At 54.6% G+C, this 21,452-nt stretch carries 16 protein-coding genes; all 16 read right to left on the reverse strand.

Going from position 1 to position 21,452, the window contains the following annotated elements; all coding sequences use genetic code 11:
- Positions 1–228, reverse strand: a 228-nt coding sequence (tssD, locus tag N512_RS0118420) for a type VI secretion system tube protein TssD (protein ID WP_028781252.1), incomplete at its 3' end; no start/stop codon positions are given.
- 263 nt (positions 229–491) lie between these two features.
- Positions 492–1,766, reverse strand: coding sequence for a type VI secretion system ImpA family N-terminal domain-containing protein (locus tag N512_RS0118430; RefSeq protein ID WP_197021474.1), 1,275 nt, complete (start codon positions 1,764–1,766; stop codon positions 492–494).
- A 75-nt stretch (positions 1,767–1,841) separates the two neighbouring features.
- Positions 1,842–5,402 (reverse strand): type VI secretion system membrane subunit TssM, encoded by a 3,561-nt coding sequence (gene tssM / locus N512_RS0118435; RefSeq protein WP_037475545.1) that lies wholly within the window; start codon positions 5,400–5,402, stop codon positions 1,842–1,844.
- Positions 5,403–5,418: 16 nt separating this feature from the next.
- Complete coding sequence (tssA, locus tag N512_RS0118440; RefSeq protein ID WP_028781255.1) at positions 5,419–6,819, reverse strand: type VI secretion system protein TssA; 1,401 nt, start codon at positions 6,817–6,819, stop codon at positions 5,419–5,421.
- A 3-nt stretch (positions 6,820–6,822) separates the two neighbouring features.
- The gene (gene vasI / locus N512_RS0118445; protein WP_025012072.1) at positions 6,823–7,476 is read right to left on the reverse strand and encodes a type VI secretion system-associated protein VasI; all 654 of its coding nucleotides are present in this window, start codon (positions 7,474–7,476) and stop codon (positions 6,823–6,825) included.
- Positions 7,476–9,032: a sigma-54 interaction domain-containing protein gene (locus N512_RS0118450; RefSeq protein WP_028781256.1), complete on the reverse strand. Its 1,557-nt coding sequence runs from the start codon at positions 9,030–9,032 to the stop codon at positions 7,476–7,478. Before N512_RS0118450 ends, vasI begins: the two co-directional genes overlap by 1 nt.
- On the reverse strand, positions 9,032–11,620 hold the full coding sequence (gene tssH / locus N512_RS0118455) for a type VI secretion system ATPase TssH (RefSeq protein WP_028781257.1): 2,589 nt from the start codon (positions 11,618–11,620) through the stop codon (positions 9,032–9,034). Before tssH ends, N512_RS0118450 begins: the two co-directional genes overlap by 1 nt.
- Before the next feature lie 10 nt (positions 11,621–11,630).
- Positions 11,631–12,422 carry a type IVB secretion system protein IcmH/DotU gene (icmH, locus tag N512_RS0118460; RefSeq protein ID WP_028781258.1) on the reverse strand — a complete coding sequence of 264 codons (792 nt, stop codon included), beginning with the start codon at positions 12,420–12,422 and terminating at the stop codon, positions 11,631–11,633.
- 3 nt (positions 12,423–12,425) lie between these two features.
- Positions 12,426–13,757, reverse strand: a complete 1,332-nt coding sequence (gene tssK / locus N512_RS0118465; protein ID WP_025889987.1) for a type VI secretion system baseplate subunit TssK — start codon at positions 13,755–13,757, stop codon at positions 12,426–12,428.
- A 2-nt stretch (positions 13,758–13,759) separates the two neighbouring features.
- On the reverse strand, positions 13,760–14,290 hold the full coding sequence (gene tssJ / locus N512_RS0118470) for a type VI secretion system lipoprotein TssJ (RefSeq protein ID WP_025889986.1): 531 nt from the start codon (positions 14,288–14,290) through the stop codon (positions 13,760–13,762).
- Positions 14,290–15,618, reverse strand: coding sequence for a type VI secretion system-associated FHA domain protein TagH (gene tagH / locus N512_RS0118475; RefSeq protein ID WP_028781259.1), 1,329 nt, complete (start codon positions 15,616–15,618; stop codon positions 14,290–14,292). The genes tssJ and tagH overlap by 1 nt, the downstream gene beginning before the upstream one ends.
- A 15-nt stretch (positions 15,619–15,633) precedes the next feature.
- Positions 15,634–16,644 carry a type VI secretion system baseplate subunit TssG gene (tssG, locus tag N512_RS0118480; protein ID WP_028781260.1) on the reverse strand — a complete coding sequence of 337 codons (1,011 nt, stop codon included), beginning with the start codon at positions 16,642–16,644 and terminating at the stop codon, positions 15,634–15,636.
- Positions 16,608–18,374, reverse strand: coding sequence for a type VI secretion system baseplate subunit TssF (gene tssF, locus N512_RS0118485; protein WP_028781261.1), 1,767 nt, complete (start codon positions 18,372–18,374; stop codon positions 16,608–16,610). The genes tssG and tssF overlap by 37 nt, the downstream gene beginning before the upstream one ends.
- Before the next feature lie 2 nt (positions 18,375–18,376).
- Positions 18,377–18,805, reverse strand: a complete 429-nt coding sequence (gene tssE / locus N512_RS0118490; RefSeq protein ID WP_051472870.1) for a type VI secretion system baseplate subunit TssE — start codon at positions 18,803–18,805, stop codon at positions 18,377–18,379.
- A 5-nt stretch (positions 18,806–18,810) separates the two neighbouring features.
- Positions 18,811–20,286 carry a type VI secretion system contractile sheath large subunit gene (tssC, locus tag N512_RS0118495; RefSeq protein WP_025889984.1) on the reverse strand — a complete coding sequence of 492 codons (1,476 nt, stop codon included), beginning with the start codon at positions 20,284–20,286 and terminating at the stop codon, positions 18,811–18,813.
- Positions 20,287–20,371: 85 nt separating this feature from the next.
- On the reverse strand, positions 20,372–20,860 hold the full coding sequence (tssB, locus tag N512_RS0118500; RefSeq protein ID WP_025012103.1) for a type VI secretion system contractile sheath small subunit: 489 nt from the start codon (positions 20,858–20,860) through the stop codon (positions 20,372–20,374).
- Positions 20,861–21,452 lie beyond the last annotated feature (592 nt).

Consider the following 21,452-nt stretch of genomic DNA (forward strand, 5'->3'; position numbering starts at 1 on the left):
CTTGTTCAGCGCCACGGTGAACTTGAACGGCTTGTGCACCCGTTGACCCGAAGGCATACCTGACTGTGGGTCGGTCGGCACTGTCACCACATGGTTGAATTCCTGAACCAGCATCTCGTCTTCATGACCTTCCACAAAGATGTCGCCCACTGACTCGGCCGTAAACGCACCTGCGGTGATATTACCCTGGGTTTGACCTTCGATGGAGATATAACATGGTGTTGGCATGGTTAATTCCTTTTACTGTTGAATGAGTGATAAAACCTCATCAGCCAATGCCAGAAGCATGCCAAATCGTAAACCACTGTTTTACAACAATATACAAACCCACTCCCGCTCTCCGGGCAATTTCTTGCCCGAACCCGGGCAATTTTTTGCTCGCCGGGCAAATTCTTGCCCGAAGAGAGTGGCCTGAAAGAGTTGCCCGAAAGCCGCCAAAGGCCAGAGTTCAAGAGCGAACACAAAGGCGGCCAAACGGGGGAATTCTTGTATTACATAACAACATCTTGAACATCGGCCGCATCTTGGGCATTAGCTCTATCTGAACCCGCCGCCATTGGTGCTTTATTCGAGTCTGGGGCGGTTTTGGCTGCCGGGTCATTTGTAACGCCAGAAGCCTGAGTGAGCCCCAAACTCTGGGCCAACAAAGTGCGCTTGATCAGCAGGGATTTCAGTTGCCTGTCCAGCAGTGTCAGCTCCTGAGCTGCCCGCTCATTTTGCTGTTGCTTGAGCAGCTCATCGATGAAGTAGGCTCTGGCCAACACGGGGGACAGGCTGCTGGCATACTCGGCCATATCCCGTGACTGACGCTGCAGCGCACTGAGTTTGTTGGCATCAAGCCCCTGCCATTGCTGTAACTCTTTGCTTAAGTTGGCCGCTCGGGTGCGACTGGCGGCAAAACGCTGGAAATACTTGTCCAGTTCCAACAGATAATCCACCTGCTCGGGATAAACATATGGCTCATCGTTGGCCAAAGGTGCGGCGGCAAATAGCTGATCTATCTTCTGCCACAGCGGCAATGCCGTTTCAGTCGGCAACTGGGTCACCTGCTCGGGTGGCTTGGGCGCAAATCGCTCCGGCCAGAATTTCTGCCCTATGGTCAGTCCCAAAGGTTCGGCAAAGTGTCCCGCCGTCAATGCCAGCAACAAGAGGATGAGTCCCAGCGGCCAACTCAGCCCCTTGGAATTAGCCTGCTGCTGAGCACTTGTGGCAACAGCGGGTCGCTTGGCCGGTTGTTTAACGCCATCAATCTTGTCGAAGATTTGAAAGCCGAGCGCATCCAGGTTTGGCATCTGCTTGGGTTGACGCGCCTGCATCAGCTCAAACAGCTGCTGACAGGCATATTCACACCGATACCACTCACGGATATTGCCTTCAGTAGCCTGCATATCCTTGAGCTCCGGCAATAACTTGCCTATGGCCCAGTTCAGTATTTCGGCGCACTTTTCCGGGCTGATAGTGCCCATCTCTTTCGAGTGCGCCAACACGGTTAACAGTAACTCCAGCCCGGATGCCAAACCGGCAATGCCGCGGGTCTTGGCTGCAGCCACCGAAAAGTAGCTGGCCGCCAGTAGATCCACCCCATCAGTCATCGCCAGGGTGGCGGCGAGATCATAGACCTTTTCCCAATCCGTCCCACCACTGAAGGGAGATTGGCGCCGGTTGATCTCACTACGCATCTGCTGATAGCGGTTATCTTCCCGAAGCTGAGCCGGTGCTGCGGTCATTCTGAACCATCCGGCATTCACTGTTGTTTGCTGTATCAACTTGGTACACCTCAAATTCCATTAAGTTGAGTCCCACAGGGGAATTGGGCTTCCACGCTGTGGAAGCCCGGCGGCTCAGTAGAGTGTTTTAGGCAACTGATAGTTGCTGAGCAGATTTGAGGTAAAGGGATTACTGTTGTCTGCCGTGTGGATCCGATAGGAGATATCGCCCTTATCCACATTGAACTGGTAATCCACACTGGTCGAGCTGGAGCCGGTGATCCTGGCGCTGTCGAGCAGCCTGAAGAATGCCCATGGGCCTTCGTAGCTCAAGGAACGCGGTGACATATTTACTTCGCTTGGCACCAAAGTCAGCTTACTCTCGGCCGTTTCCCGCAGGGTATTAGGCCATACCAATTCGATGGCGCGACGTGGGCCATGGGTGTATTCCACGTACTGGCCATCGACGTTGATCACACTACGACGCTTGTTGGGGCTCATCTGCAGTGGCTCCAGGGTGAACTGTACGTCCAGGTTACCCTTGAGGTTGAAGAAGGCGGTCTGGATCTGTTTCGCCTGCTCTATCGCCTGCAAGACCTCTTTACGGATCAGGCCGGTTTCACTGCCTGCCAGCTGGTTGAGCTGATCCATATTTTCTTCCAGGAACATCCGCATCTGCTGATCATAGAAGGTATTCAACGTGCCTTGCGGGCCGAAGAAACGTTCAAAATCGGCAATCGACACCTGTTTAGTGGCCTTGGGATTGAAGGGATAACGGGATGCCAGATTCTGCTGGAACTCCATATACACTTCGTTGTACCAACGCACCTCAAGATGCTTGATAGCACTCTGCAGCACGACCTTCCAGCTCTCCTTGGCCAACTTGGACACCATGGAGTCCAGCGGCTTGGGCAGGCCATCGGAAATACGTTCCAGCGCGTAAACAGGGTCGGCGTCGTTGAGCTTGAGCCTTTCCTGAGCCGCCTTCAGTGCCGCCTTGCCCACATCCGGGGAGTTTTGGATCCCGCGCAGATAGGCGTGCAGGCGCACCACGGCTTCCATCACCTCATCCAGATAAGCCGGCTTACCGTCCTGGGACTTGAGCATCTGGTTCAGTTCGACAAAGTCACCGTCTATGGTCGAGGCGATACGATACTGGGGCGATTTGAGCAGCGCCTGACGGGCCTGATCATCATCCGGCATATTCGGGAACAGCTGGGTATTGCTGCCCAGCGTTTCCAGCAGGCGCGATAGCGGCTTGTTGCTCATGGCCACATTATCCAGTACCAACACTGCCTGGTTGATGTCTTCGAAATTCTTCAGTTCAAAGCCATTCAGCGCCCGGCGCCAGCTGGCGTTATAGTCGGCCAGATATTGGGCCACTATCTTGTTACGCAGCGCCGTCTTGTCGGCATCGCTGAAGTCTGTGCTGTGAGCCTGGCCGAGTACCCAGCTGTCAATCAATGCCAGCTCGGCGACTGAATCAGATCTCGGGATAAAGAAGCGCTCAAAACCTTGTTTGGTGAGTATTTTCGGGATCTTGAAGATCTCAGGATCCTGCGCCGCTATCTGGGAGTCAAACACCAATTCATTGGCCGGGCCAACGGTCAAACGCAGATCCAGCGGCGCCCCCAACAGAGATACCGAAGAGGACTTGAGGTATCTGTATACCCGCTGTTCTATCGGCAACAGGCTCAGCTCATTCTGGGCCTGGGCCACCATGGTATCGAACGGCTTGAGCACAGTCTCGGCGTCCGGATTGGACTCCAGCCGTGCATGCTGCAAGTCTGTGTGCAACAAGGCGTAATCCAGATGCTCCATCAGTTGGGTCTGCAGCTCACGATTGCCTTCATAGGCCTTCTGCCAAACATCGGCAAAGTATTCGCGAACAAAGCTGTCGCGGCGGCCACTCTTGTCGGCCAGCATTCTGAATACTCGCAATACCGCCAGCTTTTCATCACTGCCTTCTGGCGCATCGGCCAGATCCCGCGCTACTTGCCGGAGCAGTATCGGCAGATAACGATAAGACAGCAGGTTCAGATAGGTCTCTTCCACCTTGGGTCCTATGGTGTGACCCTGGTAGAGGCCGAGATCTGAGATTAACCTCGGCTTGTCACGGAAGAAACCAAACTCCAGGGTGGCCGCCCGAATGGTGTTCAGTGGCGGGATCACGTTGCGGGCCAGCGGATCGAAATTGGTGTTGTCGATAAGCTCGTTGTATTCATTCACCTTACTCAGCACGGCATCGGCCTGAGCGCTGTTGAGCAGGTAGTATCTGTGCCAGCTGCCAATCAAGAGCACAGAGGCGATGGAGCAGGCCACAAAGGACAGCGCCATGATGCGGCGTTTTTGCTTGGCCACCTTGAAGTTGTCCGAAGCCAGACCCGCTTCCGGATATATGATGCGGGTAAAAAGCGAACGGGTGAAATAGGGAGTAGAGTTTTCACTGCGCTGGGCACTGTTGACCGACTCACTCAGGCCATAACGGCGGGAAGCGCCATCCACATAGGCATCTGTCGGCACCCCTTGCTGGTAAACAGAGGTCATATAAACCCCGCGCACCAGTGCCGAGGTCGAGAACTGATCGCTTGCCAACGCATCGACGAAAAACTCACGCAGCACCTTGTGGGCACCGGCAATCTGACGTGAGAAGCTGTAGATGGCCGAGCGTTCTTCCTTGTCGCGGCACTGCAGCAGCGCCCTTGGCAGGCCGGCATTGATGCGCTGAATAAAGTCTTGCCAATCCTGATCAAACTCATTGAGCCAGCTGTCGAGATCGTTGACCGAATTCAGGGAGAAGGTGAAACCGAGGATCTCATCTCGCTGCGCCTGGGTGAAATGGCGGAAGAAGGGCTCAAATCCCAGCAGTAGATCCAGTTTGGTCAGGGTGATATACACGGGCAGACGAGTTGACAGGGTTTCCATCAGCTCGCGCAATCTGGCACGCAACAAGTGGGCGTAGGCCTTGCGTTCAGCCACAGGATCGCTGACCAGGCTGGCCATGTCCAGCGCCAACACCACGCCGTTCAGAGGGCGGCGACTGCGGGTGCGCTCCAGCCACTCGACAAAGTGCAACCACAGGCGGCGCTCTGTCTCGCCATCCGGGCTGGTTACCGAAGGCTTCTGGGTCAACAGCTCACCGTCCGGGTCAATCAGTACGGCATCGTCACCTATCCACCAGTCAAAAGAGAAAGGGTTTTCAGACTTCTTGCCCGAGGCTCGCATAACGGAAGAGAAAACAAACTTCTGCCCGGAGCGGTTAATCAGGCTGGTCTTACCGGCGTTTTCCACCCCAAGCACCAGGAACCAAGGCAAGGCGTACAGGTAATTACGGGTGTTGAGGCTTTCTTTCATGCCCACCATCACCTCGTTGAGTTCCTGCTCCTGGCGTTCCACCAGGATCTTCACCGGGTCTTCCTTGAGCTGCTGCTCCCTGACCTTCAAGGCACCGATACGCAGCAGACGACGCCACTGCACCCAGCCCCAAATAGTAAAGCAGGACAGGGAGAAGATGGTGCTGGCTATAATTCGGGCTGTTGTCGATGCCAACGGTTTCTCACCGTCCAGCTCCAGCCAGGGGCCCGCCCACCAAATCGCCACATTGACCAGAACGAAGATAGCCACCAGCAAAATGGGCAGCGCCGACTTCAGTTCCGGCAGCAGTTTCCTCAAAAAGGATTTGATCATCGACCACATATACATTTCCCTGTACCTAACTCAGATTGACTTTTTGTTGTAAACGAGACATCAGACCCGGCTCCCAATCCGCCAGACTGGTGTCCGTGGCCTGGCCAAGCAGCACTTGGTACTCCACCTCTGCCATAGCCCCTAACTGGTGTTTGTCTTTCAAATCGGCCCCCAGCAGCCGCAGATAGAACTTGTCCCTCGGCTCAGTGGCCTTGTGCAGTTTTTCGTTGAGCGCCGCAAATGCCAGCGACAACCCGCCACTGGCGGCCAGTTCCCAAATTTCCTGCTCGTAACTGTTGCCTTCGGCCGAGCCTGAACTCTGCTGCTCGCTGCCGTTGAGCCAACTGCGGGTTTCTTTGGAAACAAAAGGCACGCCGCCTTTGAACGACATATCCAAAAGTGCAGGCAGACGTTCAACAAAGGCCGCCGTCTCTTCCAGAATCGCCTGAGCCCAGGCCGGCTGCCCCAAGGTCTGTGCCAATTGAGCACTGAGACAATGACCGTCAATCCAGAAAGGACTCAGGCTAAGGCTCTGCTCTATGCGTCTGAGCAGCGCCAGATCCGGACTCTTGGCCAACTGGCTTCGATACTCGGCCACTCTGTCGGCAGAGATAGGCATCAGGCTGGTTTCGCCCTTGGCATTGGCATTTTCCGGCGCCGAGGTCACACTGAACCAGATGGCAAAGCGTCTGAGCCTGAGGCCAAGCGCCATGCCAGCCGGATTCTCGGCGATAAAGTCCGCCACCTTGAGCAGAGCTTGCTTGGTAGCCTTGTCACTGCTGTTGTCTATCTCCAGCCTGGGCATATCCCTGCTTTCACTGCTGCTGCGGCTTTCACCGGCGCTGGATTCCTGCGCGGGTTTGGGCTTGTTGGCAGGCTCACTGCTGAAACGGCGCTTGAGCTTGGCCTCCAGGGCCTGCATTTCATCCACAGGCAACTCTTTGGCGGCCGCGGTATCACACAGAGCCTTGAGAGACTGCAGCAATACCGACTTGGTGTCGGGATCGCAAAAATCGGTATCCAGCCCTTCGGCCGCCTTCAGTGTTCGCTGCACTATTTGGGCGAAAAACTTGCGCCTGGGCAACACGCCTCTGGGGCCCGGCGCCGGATGGCAAGTCTCCCAGAAGGAGGCCATAAAACGCTCCAGCAGTGCCAGCGAACAGGAGAAACGCTCCAAACTGCACTGATGCTGCAGGCATTGCAGCAAATAGGTGAGCAGTTTCAAATCCTTGCTCTTGGTTTCCAGCAACTTTAAGGCCGCACTCTCCACCTCGTGCCATTGCACTTCGGAATGCGAAAGCGACCCCACCTTCATCATCTGGCCTTCCACATAGTCAAACAGCACATCATCGCTGAGGCGCTCTCCTATGGGATTGGCCTCACTGATGGGGCGGCTGACTTTATCCAGGTATTGATTCAGATCCATCTATCACCACCTGCAGGATTGACGCAGTGGCTTGAGCGCACTGCCAAGTTCTCGGGTATCAAACTGTAAGCCGTCTATCGCCTTGTTGGCCGAACGCAGGCGCACATCGTCGCCACGGATCAGGGCTTTCATCACCTGAATGGCCGGCAGGCCGCGGCCGGTGCGGAAGATATAGCCGGTATCATCACTGAGCCAGCGCTGTGATTGCTGCTCGACGCCGTTGATCTGCAGCCCTACCTGGGCCCAGCCATCTTCCAACGCAGTGGGCAACATCAGCTCGACCCGGCTGATATCGTCGATGCAGCTGAGCATAAGTACCGGACGCGGTGGCAAGGCGCCTATGGCGGGTGCGGTCAACCAGAGATCTTCTACGGCATCCGCTTGATGCCCGGCAATAAAGGCCATGCCCTGCTGACGATTTTTCTCGGACGCCATGGCGACCTGAAACGCCTCGGGATAAGGGCTGCTGTCAGTGGTTTGCTGCGGCACCACGGTTGCCACCGGAGTGTTGAACAGCTCATCGAAACAAGCCAGTCGCTCCAGTCTGGAGGGGATTTGGGTACAAGCCTCTGCCTTGGCCACTGTGTCGTCCGAGGCCTGAGCCGAAGCGGCCAGTCCCCACAGGCATAAAAATATAACGCCTTGAATCCTTGACATTATTCGTTAATCTCCAACTTCTGGCATTTGTGGGAAAAGGTGCGTTTCGGCATTCCCAGACTGACAGCCGCCTTGGCTCTGTCACCGTTGCAGGCCTTCAATCTGGCGCTGATCACCGCCCGCTCAAACTGAGCTACCGCCAGCCTGAGATCGGAAATGGCCTCAAACTCCTGCCCCTCTTCGCTGGGTAATTGCGGCTTGGGCATTTCCGAATCCGTTGCCGGCAAAGACGCGGTATCTATCTCGACACCGTCGGCGGTGAGGGCGCAGGCATAATCCAGCATATTGCGCAGCTCGCGGACATTACCCGGGTAGCCGTGGTTCTTCAGCCGATTGAGGGCGCTGAAGCGGATGCCGGGGATCTGTCGCTGCTGACTCTGATTGAACAGTGCAATAAAGTGCGCCGCTAAATCGGGGATATCCTCGAGCCGCTCCCTGAGCGCCGGTACCTGCAGTGGAAACTGGCACAAGCGGTAGAAGAGATCGCGACGGAACTCACCACTGTGGATCTGCTCCTTGAGGTTCACATGGGTAGCGGCCACCAAGCGAAAATCGGCGTAGATCTCCTTGTTGCCTCCCAGTGCCCGGTAGTGCCCAGTTTCCAGTACCCGCAGTAACTTGGACTGCAGATTCAAAGGCATATCACCGATTTCATCTAAAAACAGCGTGCCCTGGTGCGCCTGGGCTATCAGCCCCTGCTTATCCTTGTCGGCACCGGAAAAGGCCCCCTTGGCGTAACCGAACAGCTCGGACTCCAGCAGGTTTTCCGGTATTGCAGCGCAGTTGATCGCCACAAAAGGTTTGCCGCTGCGCTCGGAAAAGTCGTGTATCGCCCGGGCCACCAGTTCTTTGCCCGTCCCCGTTTCGCCCTGCACCAACACAGACAACTGTGAGGCCGCGCCGCGCACTATCTCCTGCCTGAGCTGACTCATGGCCTGGCTGTCGCCCACCAGGTTCTTGCCAAGTTGTTGCATGGCATCATGTTGTTGCTGCTGGCGACGCAGTTCATCGAGCGAGCTCGACAGCTGAGACTGATCTGAATTCTGCCGCAACAACTTATCCAGCAACTGCCAGTGGCGCATAAACACGGCGGCATATTGCTGCCAGTCCTGACGGACAAGCAGACCACTGCCCTGTTGCTCAGCCAGACGCAGACAGAGGATAGCCCGCACATGCCCCTCATGGCTCAGCGGGAAAAGCAGCAGTGCCTGCTCTTTGCCGACCCGATCGCACAGGCTGACAAAACCGCTGTGCTCCTGCCAGTAGGCGAGCCGGGCCTTGTTCAGCAGCATGGCTTCGCCTGTCTGCAACACATGGGCAAACGGATGACGAAAGTCGGTAACCGCCAAACAAAGCGCCTGCAATGAGATCCCTTCACACAGGCCAAGGCAGGACAGTGGCTTGAGTTCCCGACCATCGAAGCCCGGCGCCAGAAACAGATGGTTATCCAGCCCCAACTCCAATGCCAAAGTATCGAGAAACTGCTGCAACAGCCCATCAAACTGCTGGCATTCCAGCAATTTTGCCGCCTGTTCCAACCACTGCTCAGTCACCACTATCGCGCCTCTCCGAAGAACTCACCATCACGGCAGCCCAGATGGATCTCACTGACCTCCTCTTTGGCCGCCAGCTTGTTGAGCAGCGACAGCGATAAGGGCGGCAGTACCTGGCCGTCTATGATGGCTTCCAGCATACGGGCGCCGTTTTCACTGCGGGTCGCGCGGCGCATGATTTCATCCACCAGAGCCTCGTCACAATGCACCTTGGCCTTGTAACGCTCCAGCAAACGCTGCTCCAGCGACGCCAGCTTGTAGTGAATGATCTCCTTGAGCACCTCTTCACCCAGCGGCAGATAGGGCACTATCTCCATTCGCGCCAGCAGCGCAGGCTTGAAGAAGGCCGCCAGTTCAGGGTAGAGCTTGTCGTCCAGCAGCTCTGGCTGGGCGCTGTAGTCCACTATCGTCTGATAGCCCAGGTTGGAGGTCAGGAAAAACAGCACATTCTGGCAATCAATCAACCGGCCTTCGCCATCGGCCAATTCGCCCTTGTCGAACGCCTGATAGAAGAGGTTCAGCACATCCGGATGCGCCTTTTCCACCTCATCGAGCAGCACTATGGAGTAAGGCATCTTGCGGATGGACTCGGTCAGAATACCGCCCTCACCGAAACCGACATAACCGGGAGGCGAGCCTATCAGCCTGGAGACAGTGTGTTTCTCCTGATATTCGGACATATTGATAGTGGTCAGGAATTGCTTGCCGCCATACAGCTGCTCGGCAATCTGTACCACGGTTTCTGTCTTGCCGACGCCACTTGGGCCCACCAGCAGGAAGGCGCCCTTGGGACGTCCGGCGCGGCGCAGGTCTGCCCTGGCGGTGAGCATATTCTTGTGCAGGCGGGCAATGGCCACATCCTGCCCTTTGAGGCTATGCCCCAAGAGCTCAGGCAGATGGGTTATCTTGTGCAGCTCATCGCCACTCATTTGCGATACCGGCACGCCGGTCCAGTCGGAGATGACTGCCGCTATCTGGGCCTCATCCACCTGAGGGTAAATAAGGCGTTGATCGCCACTGATGGCTTCGAGTGATTCTTCGGCCTGTTGCAGCTCTAGCCGCAGCCCTTCGAGCTCGGCTTCATCGTCACAATCAAGAATGGCGCGTCTCAGGGCCACTACTTGAGTGACTCCGGCCTGTTGCTGCTGCCACAGGGATTCCAGCTCGGCATACTCACTGTCGGCTTCTTCCTGGGCCTGGTGCAGATGATTCAGGCGCTCTTCATCAACCGGATGACCGAGTTTTTTCTGGCGCTCCAGTAGTTCGGTTTCCATATGGCGCTGATGGCGCAAGTTATCCAATGCCGCCAAACGCTTGGGAGTACTGCTGAGATTAATGGCGATTCGGGCACAGGCGGTATCCAGCACATCGATGGCCTTATCGGGCAACTGACGGCCGGAGATATAGCGCGCCGACAGATACGCCGCCGAGCGCAGGGCGCAGTCCTGGATCAATACATTATGGGAAGACTCGTAGACCCCATGCAGGCCACGGAGAATATTCACTGCCTGCTCAACACTGGGCTCATCGAGCTTCACCAGTTGGAAACGGCGGCTCAGCGCCGGGTCTTTCTCGAAATACTTCTTGTACTCTTTCCAGGTGGTGGCGCCTATGGTGCGCAGCTCACCACGGGCCAGAGCCGGTTTGAGCAAGTTGGCCGCATCACCGCCACCTTCCTGATTACCGGCGCCTATCATGGTATGGGCTTCATCGATAAAGAGTATGATGGGTTCGGCCGACTGTTTGACCTCTTCAATAATCGACTTCAGGCGCTTTTCAAACTCGCCCTTGACCGCGGCACCGGCCTGCAACAGACCAAGATCCAGCGACAACAGCTGCACCCCCTTGAGCGCATCCGGCACCCGGCCGTCACAAATACGCAGCGCCAAACCTTCCACCACGGCACTCTTGCCCACACCGGCATCACCAACCACTATCGGGTTGTTCTTGCGGCGGCGGCTTAAGATGTCGATCATCAGGTTGATCTCATCATCCCGGCACAATACAGGATCCAGTTCGCCTTTGCGGGCCAACTCGGTAAAGTTGCTGGTGTATTTGGCCAGCGACGATTGGGCCTCATTCAGTACCGGCGCGCCGCGCTCGGCCTTGACCGTTTGCGATTCGGATGAAGCCTGGGTCAGGGTATTGAATTCCCGTCTCAGGGTTTCGCGATTGATGCTGCCAAGCAGAGTGGCGAGATCCCTTGGCAGGTAACGCTCGGCCTGCATCAGTGCGGCGGCGAAGATGGCGCCGGATCTCAGTTCCGTCTGGCCAAGTTCGGTGCTTGAAAGCAGCCAGGCATCCTGCAGCAGCTCGACCAGCAGCGGTGAAAATGCCGGATAGGTTTCAAGGCTCTCTTCCCTTGGCAGGGTTTCACCGGCAATTTGCCTTACCTGCTCGGCATCGACTTCGGCGGCCTTGAGCAGCAGACGTACATCACCCAACGGATTGTCCAGCAGACAAGTCAGCAGGTGCATAAAGGTCACTTCAGGGTTCTGACGGGCAATACAGAGTGATGCCGCCTCTTCCATGGCGAGTTTGGTCACGGCGTTGAGCTTGCCGATCAAGGTAGTTAGTTCAATTCGGATCATCACAGCTTCCTCAATTCAGGATCTGATACAGTTGCTTGAGCACGCCCGAGGACTTGTTCGCCAGGGACAGGGAATAAAACAGAAAGACTATGGTCAGCATCAGGCCGAAACCGGCAAAGACTGTCCAAATAGGCATCTGACGCCCAAGGCGATAACGGGTGTTGACCACATGCTCTGTGGCCCCGGTCAGCAGTTCCGGTTCTTCTTCCCGGAGGTGGCGCAGGGTTTCATATAGGCGGTTGACTATCTTGTCGAACTCCTCACGGCCGTTGGCCACCACCTTGTAGCGCCCTTCGAAACCCAGGCAGAAACACAGGTAGATAAACTCCAGCAGTTCACGATATTTGCTCGGTTCGGTTTCCAGACGCTGCAGGATGCCAAACACCTTCTCACCGCCCCAGGTTTCATTGTGAAAACGGGTCAGCAGCGAATGTTCGGCCCAGGCACTGTCGGCGCCCCAAGGGGTATTCATCACGGCTTCATCGATAAAGGAACAAAGCACATAGCGATAGGCCAGCACTTCGGCGCGATCATAGCCCGCCTCGGTGAGCTCGGCCTCGATGGCCATGATGTCATCCACTGTGTTGTGATAGAGCTTTTCCACATCATCCAAGATGGCCAGCTTGCGTACCCGCAACACCATGCCGATAAGGGGAGATGCCGCATCGATAAGCGCATTGAGGCTGTCACCACGCAGTTGAAACCAATACTCTTTATCGGCATTCATGTTCTGCGCTTCGTCATAGAGCAGCTCTTCGACCTGCTCAGGCGATATAGGCTGTTTTTCTGCTTTGATATCCATTTCTTAGCTCCTGATAGCCCAGAATTGCAGTTCGAGTTCCGGGAAGTCCCCCGCCACGTGGAAGGCAAAACCGCTGGAATTCACCAGCATCTCCCAGGCCCGGCTGGAACGCTCCAGCTGGAAGTAGGTGTAACCCGCGTGGTAAGGCAACTGCCTTGGGGCCACCGGCAGCGGAGACAGAGGCACACCCGGCAGCTGCAGCGAAATGAGCTCGCGGATCTTCTCCACCGAGGCGATCTTGGTCTGCTGGATAAACAGTTTCTTGAGTTCGTCCAGCGGCATTCTGGCGCGCACCGCCAGAATGAAGTCGGCCTGTTTCAACAGATCCGGATCCTGCACCGGCGCCACCATGAGGCCATACTTGCGTTTGTGCAGCTGCAGCGATACCGCCTTGGGCTCGAGCACTATGCTGAGAGACTGACGCAGAGTCGACATTACCTGAGTGAAGGCCGATACCGGCATATCGTGGTCATAGGCGGCAAACGCCGGTGCCATGCGGCTATCATCGGTAAAGGTGAACAGCTCACCACAAACACTGACCAGAGCCTGATACAGGGTTTCCGGATGCAGGGTCCGCGACAGGGACTGGTGCTGCAACACAGGCTGCATGCGGTTGAGAGATTGCAGCAACATGAAATCGGCCACATCTGCCACCCCGCCCTGGCTCGGCGAGCCCAGGCGCTGGGCGATATTGCGGGCCCGCTCGCGCATCAGACCGGCCATCTCGCCGAGGAAACGGTGCAAAATCGGCACGGCGCTGACATTGTAGTGGCAGGGAATAAAGTTGGGATCCAGCACCACACTGCCGTCGGGACGCTTTTCCAGAATGCGGGCGATGGCCAGCGAGCTGTAGGCGCTGCGATCTTCCTTCTCCAGCATCAATCTGAGCCTGACCGGGCTGACATCAATGGCGGTAAAGTCGCCCTGATGGGTGTGAATGTCCCGCACCTCGTGACGCCGATTGAGATAACGTCCGGCGCCCTGCTCGTCCTGGGCCACTTCGGTAATTGAATCACTGCGCAGCGACAGCGCCAGGTAAACAATCTGGTTGGCCAGTGAGCTGTCGGCCACTTCCAGTGCGTCCGGCAAGACATCCTCCTGAGGGATGTTGAACACAGTACCATCCGGCATTACGCCACGGGCACGCTGAATCGCAATGCGACCAAAGCTGAGATACTCGGGGTTGAGTTCAAGCTCGGTGATCCCATAGAGGTAACCGCTGACCGCATTGAGCCTGGCGTCAGTGAGGTATTCCTGATAACGCTGCTGCTGTTGGAAGTGCTGGGGTTTGATAAACAGCCCTTCACTCCATATCACTCTGTTTCTTGAAGACATTGTTATTCCACTTTATCCAGTACTATGTCCTGCTCACTGAAAAACATCAGCAGGTGATATTCACGGCCCATGGGTTTGATCTTGACGACCTTCTTCCATTGGGCGACCTCGGGATCACTGAAATGCGCCATGATGCCTATGTATCTGGTGTCCTCATCGACAGCGAAATGGTCGATAAACTTGAACTGTCCCGGCAGCAGGGTGTAGTCACTGTGGTCGATATAATTGGAGCCGAGCGCCTCTTTATAATCCGCCTTGAGCGAGTCAAAGTCGGCGGCCAGAAACTTGGAGTCATCTTCCAGCTCGTACACCACCAGCTCCAGCGGCGTGGCATCGCCGGCCGCATTGGGGTTGACCTTATCGAGCGCATACATGCTGTAGGTCAGTTGTGTCGGCAGGTCTTTGGCCTCTCCCACTGGAATGGAAGGATCCCACAGTACCTGCGCCGTTTTCTTGGTGGCATTCCATGCCGAGCTGCAAGCGGCCAGCTGAAGCAAACAAAGCCCGATTAAACCCAGCCTTATCAGTCCCATCAGAATTCCCTTTGCAGTTCCCTGAGTTTCTTGTCATAGGCCTGTTCAAACACTTCCCAGAAGAGTTTACGGAAGCCCTGTTGACGGGATGACGTCAGCTCCTGGTAGTAGTTCTCATACATTTCCCAGGCCCAGTTATCACCTGGGTTGAGCGCCGACTCGCTCACCTTGCGGTATTGGCTGAAGCGCCTCAGCAGGGTGTCGGGTGAGAAAGACTTGAGGATGTAGTTGAGCGCCTCTGTGATGGCATGCTGTACCGCTTCATTATGGTGCTCGATGGAATTCAGGCTCTCGCTGATGGCGGCCGCCGGAGACAGATGCACCGGGCTCTTGTTGTCATCAAACAGGGTGCGGACAGTTTCCTGATAATCCAGCCCCAGACGCAGTGGGTTATCTTCGATGGGCTGCAGGTTCTTGTTGATCAGATCATAACGGCTGCTTTGCGCGTCCTGATGCAGTGACAGCAGGCCTTTAATGGCGGCCTGCAAAGCAGCGCCCATTTCAATGGCCAGTGCCTGCTGGGTGCCTGTGTCGTTCATATCACCCAACTGTACCCCTAAGCCGCGCAGCATAGGGCCGGTGGCGATATGGGTGCCTTCATCGGCGGGCCAATCATTGCCCAGGCCGTTTTTGACTTCAGATTCCAGTAAGTCCAGTGCATTCTCGTCCATAATATTGTCCATTTTCGCTCGTTTGTTCAGATGAATAGCCGAACCGGTATCGAAGTCCGTGTCGGCCTGGGCGGTAAAATTCTTGCCTTGCCAGTAGAGTTCCTTGGCCAGCAGGGATTCGGCGTTTTCCTGCTCTTTGGTCACAGATTCCTGGTCAAATTCAACGCTTTTGACCGCGGCCTGTTGTTGCCTGTCCAGTGCCAGTAAAGGGTCATCCAGACTGGCATCGGTTTCTTCCTCTTCTTCGGCGGTTTCAGCCTGAATAAGTGAACCGTTCTCAGACTTGAACCATTCAGAAAGCTGGCCGGTTACCGGGTCATCGGCCTGCTCGCTGTCGAGCAGCGTCACCCGTACTTTGTAGGGGCCAATGGCGATATGATCGTTCTCATTCAGCCGAGCCTTGCGATCCCGCCCCAGCTCCACGGTGGAGCCGTTGAGAAACACCCGGCCGCAGAGATCTTCAATACAGAAATGACCGTCCAACCAGAGGATGCGACAGAAGTAGTCGCCTATGGTGCGCTCCCTGTCCCTCAGCACCCATTCGCAACCTGGGCCGGCGCCTATCAGGCCGCCATCCTTGTTCATTCTTGTGTGGGGCACCAGGCCTGACTCCAACAACTGGGAGTTCACCACATTCAACGCAATCAAATTACTCAAGAGGCCAACCTCCCTTTATTGCCTGATTTGAATCAATACGCTCTTGCGCGTGCTATCGCCCTTGCCGAGGAAAGAGGACCATCCCAATTGGCCGCCCTTTTCTTCCCCCAGTTGCAGCAGCGGGGCTTCATCTTCCCTGAGCGTCAGCTCAAGGTCATAGGCCATCTGTTCCCGCAGGATCACTTCCATCACCTTGCAAAGTGGCTGGAACTCCCGCCCGGATGGCAGAAAATCGCGAAAACGCTCTAACGACAGCTCTTCCATACAGAGCACAAACTTGCCGCAAAGATCGCCGACCCGCTCCCCGAGCATGGTGTCTTCCCCCAGCCTGGAATTGGCCATCCCCAAACGGCAACGCTGGGACTCGGGGATCTCCACCTGTCGCAGTTGCCATTGGCGAATGCTCACCTGGGGCAGGTCGAAACAGTGCGCCACTATGCCGGCAACCGCCTGGGGCGAGCGGCTGCGACCGGCGAGCATGCCGGCGTAGGCCAGCATCTTGCACCAGTTGATTGGCGTGTCGCCGCGGATATCCTCGTTGGCCAGTCCCACCAGGGCGTAGACCTGGGCCGAAAAGCTGTCGCTGGCATCGTCCTGAAAACGCACGTAATAACGGTATTTGCGCCACAGGCGATACAACAAGGAAATCAATCTGTTATTAAAGAAATCCAGGAAGTTGCGCCGAATGCCGTCTTCATCCTCGAGCAGCATATCCAGCAGGTAACTGGGCAGCGGCGACTGGGCGCCATTGAGACCGAGGAAACAGGTCTCCAGCCGCAGGCGCCCATCCCCCAGAGACTCGAGCATGGAGATATCCGCCGGCGCAAATCCAAGGCTTGGATTGGCGCTGAACTGCAACTCACCGGCCAGTTCCCACTGGGCATCTTCCGGATCTCTGCCTTCCAGTTGGTGCAATAACTCCACCAACTGGAAAAAACTGTACTCACGGTAGTCCTGCGGCAGCCTGCTGCCACCCGGCTCGGGAAAGGTTATATCAGCGGTTGTTGACCGCTCTGGATATCCCATGTGTACCTTTCCTTGTTATGAGCATTGATAACCACCAACTCATGAAACGAGTTGATGCTGGCGTAGAGGGCAAAAAAGTGGTTCAGCACAGTGCCGAACAGGTAAAGGTCGCCCTCGGAGCCGAAATACTGTTGGTCGAGCACCAGTTCTGTCTTGAGGCCGCGAACCGGCAATCCCCTGACAATTCTTTCGGTCGGCCCGGACTGAATACTGCTGATGCCGTCGAGTCGCATCCGGGTGACCCGCTCGGCTTGTCTGTCGACCAACGCCTTGAAGTCATAGGCGCGGATGATGGAACAGATGGCATCACGGGACAGCAGTGACAGATAGTTGAGCGACAAGTTGGAGATCAGGGTCCACAATAAACTGCCATCGAGCACAGGCCGCAAAGGGTGGCTAGGCTCGGTGATATTGCTGAAACGGGCAAAGCTTGGCGATGTATCTGTGGCGACGCAGATGTCACCCTTGCCCAACTTGGTCGGCAGTTGCCGGTTGGAGCAGGTCAGTGTCACCGACACGGCTTCTGTCATGTCCAGGCACTGGGTTTCATCGCTGCGCACAAATGAGAGGCAATGATCCAGGCCATCGTTGCGCATGCTGTCGCGCACCCGCATCCGGTAATAAAGCGCGGTGCGATTACGGGCGCGCTCCACTTCATGTTGGAAGCTCTCAAACGGCGAATAGATCCGCTGTTGGCCACGCATTCTGCCCTCATTGGAGTCCAGCCAACCCTGCACCTTGTCGACACTGAAGATTTCAAAGTGAGATGGATGGCGACTGGAGGGCACAATCGGGTATTCGACCCGCTTGCCGTTGAGATCGATAGGATCGGCGTCGTGCTCAAACAGGTTGATAGCCGGGACACAGTAAAGCAGGAAAGTATCCTGACGCACATGCACGTCGGCAGGCAGCGTCTTGGAAAAAGTGAGTTTGAGGCTGAAGTCACCCTTGAGATATTCGGGGATACACTTGGCGATTCCCTTGATATCGAAGAAATGAAACGCCTCGGGGAATGTCAGGTACTCCTGCAGGATCCGATAGCCTTCATAGACGTTTTTCGGATAAGGCAAGATACCGCTGCCGGCTTCAAATCCTACTGACGCAAAGCTGCTGCGCGGCAAGCGATAGCTGCCATGGGCGCCGACAATTTCGATAGAGTCCAGATAATGATTCAACCAAAGATACAGCATCTGGGCACTGTAGCTTTGGCCTCCCAGATAAAACCTGAGGCTTTCCAGCCCCATTTCAAGCAGGGAAAGGTCGCTGTTGTTATCAAAATCCAATTGAATAATAGAGGCTTCCCGGGAATGGGAAGCATCTATATGACGGATTTGCACCGGATAAACATCAACAGGACGACAGGTACGAAAATGGCAGATCTGCCCTTCGACCGGATGACTGTCCAGCATACAACCGGCCGCAATCTCCTGCCTGTGGGTGATCCCCTTCTCATGCGGATAGAAGCGCATGATGGTATGACTGGGAATCGGCCTGAGATAGTTGGGCCACAGCATGCTGATCATCGAGTGAGTAAACTCGGGGAATTCATCGTCAATCTTTTCCCTGAGTCGACCGGTCAGAAAAGCAAAGCCCTCGAGCAAACGCTCGATATCGGGATCAGTGTGGTTACCGTGAAGATAACGCGCCAACTGCGGATGGATATCCGAAAATTCCCGCCCCTGCTCTCTCAAGAAAGCAAGTTCATCCCTGAAGTATTTGTCCTGAGGCACTGCTAAACCACTCTGTATCTGCGACTGTTATCCAATAACAAATCGATCTTCAACTTATCCTTGTTGGAAGCCACTCTGATGCTGCCGTAGATGTGGAACCTGAGGTTCATCGGATTGCCCTCATCGAACAACACGCTGACATCAATATCTGTCAGCCTGGGTTCAAAGCGGCTCAGGCAAGCCTTGATTCCGTTACGCATCCTCAGGCCAAGATCCACACTGCCGGAACTGGCATCATTGAAATCGAACAGTCCCAGTTCAGGACAGCTCTGGCTTTCTCCAATGCGGGTATTGAGAATATGTGAAACATTACGTTTGATGGAATCGACGACAGCATCCAAGCTGCTGTCGCCATATCCACTTTGGCGTTCGGCTCCCAAGCGTTCAAAGAAGCCGACACCAAAAGTTCCGGAGAAATCATCGTTCAACAACGTGATTACTCCTGATCCAAACGTCCTACCAGCGACAGTTCAAAGTTGGCACCCATGTACTTGAAGTGCGGACGCACAGCCATGGAAACCTGATACCAACCTGGATCGCCCTGAACATCCATCACCTCAACCTTGGCGGCACGCAAAGGACGACGGCTACGAACATCTGCCGGTGGGTTTTCCTGATCGGCGACATACTGTTTGATCCAGTTGTTCAGCTCGCGCTCCAGATCCTGACGCTCTTTCCAGGAACCTATCTGCTCACGCTGCAACACCTTGATGTAGTGTGCCAGGCGGTTGATGATCATCATGTAAGGGATCTGGGTACCCAACTTGTAGTTGGTCTCGGCTTCCTTGCCTTCCTTGGTGTTGGGGAACACCTTGGGTTTTTGAATCGAGTTAGCAGAGAAGAAGGCCGCATTGTCACTGCCCTTACGCATAGTCAGGCTGATAAAGCCTTCATCGGCCAGTTCAAATTCCTTGCGGTCGGTGATCAAGACTTCGGTTGGGATCTTGGACTGCAAAGCGCCCATGGATTCGAACACGTGTACCGGCAGATCTTCCACCGCACCACCGCTCTGTGGGCCAATGATGTTAGGACACCAGCGATACTTGGCGAAGCTCTCGGTCAAACGGGTAGCCAGAGCAAACGCCGTGTTACCCCAGAGGTAATCTTCGTGGCTGGCGCTGACATTTTCACGATAGTTAAAGCTGCGAACCGGGTTATCGATTGGGTCATAAGGCACACGCAACAGGAAGCGAGGCGCCGTCAGACCTATGTAGCGAGCATCTTCAGACTCACGCAGCCCACGCCACTTGGTGTACTTGGGGCTTTCGAAAGTAGACTTGAGGTCCTTGAGATTCGGCAGTTCTTCAAACGAGTCGACACCGAAGAATTCAGGCGCAACTGAAGACAGGAATGGCGCATGAGCCATGGCCCCAACAGCACCAACGTACTGCAGCAGCTTCATATCCTGAGTCGAAGGGGTGAAGGCATAGTTACCGACGATAGCGCCAACAGGCTCACCACCGAACTGGCCGTAACCGGCAGAATAAACATGCTTGTACAGACCAGACTGAGCAGTTTCCGGTGAAAATTCAAAATCATCCAGCAGCTCGTCTTTAGTGACGTGCAGCAATTCAATTTTGATATTTTCACGGAAATCGGTTCTGTCGACCAACAGCTTGAGGCTGCGCCAGGCTGATTCTATCTGCTGCACCTTTTCATTGTGCAGAATGGCATCCATCTGTTGGCTGATCTTCTTATCCAGCTCAACCAACATCTTGTCGACCAGAGCCTTGTTGACCGGCTCGGCAGTGTTGTCTGTCTCCAGAATGTTACCGATGAAAGCAGCAACACCACGGCGAGCAATGTCATAGCCTTCATCCACCGGCGCCATCCGGGTTTGTGCCATTATCTGATCGAGCAGAGTTGCATTGGCACTTTGGGAAGCGCCTGATGTTTGATTTTGAACATCCATGAATTTTGATTCCTCAATTACACTTATGTCTATATCCGAGACATAATCCACAGCCTATCTCCATAACGGCTTATATTGGCTTGAATTATTGTTCCATCTGCTGCAATTCACTCAGCAGCTTTTCTCTAGACTCTTCCGTTGCAATTAATTCCTGCAACTTAGCTCTGAAGGCAGGAATATTTCCCAATGGTCCCTTAAGTGCAACCAAAGCTTCACGAAGTTCGATTAACTTTTGAATTTCAGGAACCTGCTCACCGATAGAATCAGGTGAAAAATCTTTGAGGGAATCGAATTTAAGATCAACAGACAACTCAGCACCATCTTCATCTGTCAATTTATTGTCAACTGTCGCAGAAATTGACAGATTGGCTTCTTTCATAACGGATTCAAAATTAGATTTATCAACTTGAACCGTCTTACGCTCTTCCAATTGAGAGTCTTCAGGATGACCCTTAAAGTCACCTAAAACCAACAACTTAAGAGGAAGTTCCATTTCACTCTGTTGATCACCCGTAGAGGGAACATATTTGATGTTAATACGTTCCTTCGGAGCGACTGAACCATCTTTCGCCATGAGATTATCTCCATATAAGATCTTTTACGACTGGTAAGTCCATTTCAAAAGCAGACCTAACTTACAAGCCCAACAAGTTATAGTCAATCGGCGTTTCAGACCTTAGTATAATAGGCGCAACTACATTTGTTTAACAAAGGAAACAATAATATTAAAACATATAATACTTTAGTGGGGTGCACATTATCCCAAAAGGCTAAATTTAAGAACATTAGATAATCAAAACTACTTTTTTATAGAGATGGCATGCCATTAAAAAGTCAGTTTCAAATGCAAAAAGTAAGAGATCTCTTACAGTGAATAAAGAAAGATCCGTGGCCTATTCTGCAAAAGCGGGAAAAAACCAAGACCTAAGTATTAGCGTTTGTTAAATTACAGTAACCGGTCAAAAAACCAAGCCAGAGACCAGAGACTAACTAGAGAGCAGAGAGTCACCAAGCAAGCAAAGGACCATTAAGGAAGCTACCTATGGGTCCCATACGCGCTCTACATAGGTAAACAGAAGTGGGTGCGAGGCGAGTCTCGCCGCGAATGCTACAAACAGTGACCACTTTTCTTTACCCATTGTTTCCTGCTTTGGCACATCATTCTA

It is taken from the genome of Shewanella sp. 38A_GOM-205m (assembly GCF_000518445.1).
Lineage (GTDB): Bacteria > Pseudomonadota > Gammaproteobacteria > Enterobacterales > Shewanellaceae > Shewanella > Shewanella algae.

Excerpts from the sequence above, each read along its gene's own strand:
- tssM (WP_037475545.1), bottom strand. The coding sequence starts at position 5,402 with ATGTGGTCGATGATCAAATCCTTTTTGAGGAAACTGCTGCCGGAACTG.
- tssA (WP_028781255.1), bottom strand. The coding sequence starts at position 6,819 with ATGGATCTGAATCAATACCTGGATAAAGTCAGCCGCCCCATCAGTGAG.
- vasI (WP_025012072.1), bottom strand. The coding sequence starts at position 7,476 with ATGTCAAGGATTCAAGGCGTTATATTTTTATGCCTGTGGGGACTGGCC.
- tssH (WP_028781257.1), bottom strand. The coding sequence starts at position 11,620 with ATGATCCGAATTGAACTAACTACCTTGATCGGCAAGCTCAACGCCGTG.
- icmH (WP_028781258.1), bottom strand. The coding sequence starts at position 12,422 with ATGGATATCAAAGCAGAAAAACAGCCTATATCGCCTGAGCAGGTCGAA.
- tssK (WP_025889987.1), bottom strand. The coding sequence starts at position 13,757 with ATGTCTTCAAGAAACAGAGTGATATGGAGTGAAGGGCTGTTTATCAAA.
- tssJ (WP_025889986.1), bottom strand. The coding sequence starts at position 14,290 with ATGGGACTGATAAGGCTGGGTTTAATCGGGCTTTGTTTGCTTCAGCTG.
- tssG (WP_028781260.1), bottom strand. The coding sequence starts at position 16,644 with ATGGGATATCCAGAGCGGTCAACAACCGCTGATATAACCTTTCCCGAG.
- tssC (WP_025889984.1), bottom strand. The coding sequence starts at position 20,286 with ATGGATGTTCAAAATCAAACATCAGGCGCTTCCCAAAGTGCCAATGCA.
- tssB (WP_025012103.1), bottom strand. The coding sequence starts at position 20,860 with ATGGCGAAAGATGGTTCAGTCGCTCCGAAGGAACGTATTAACATCAAA.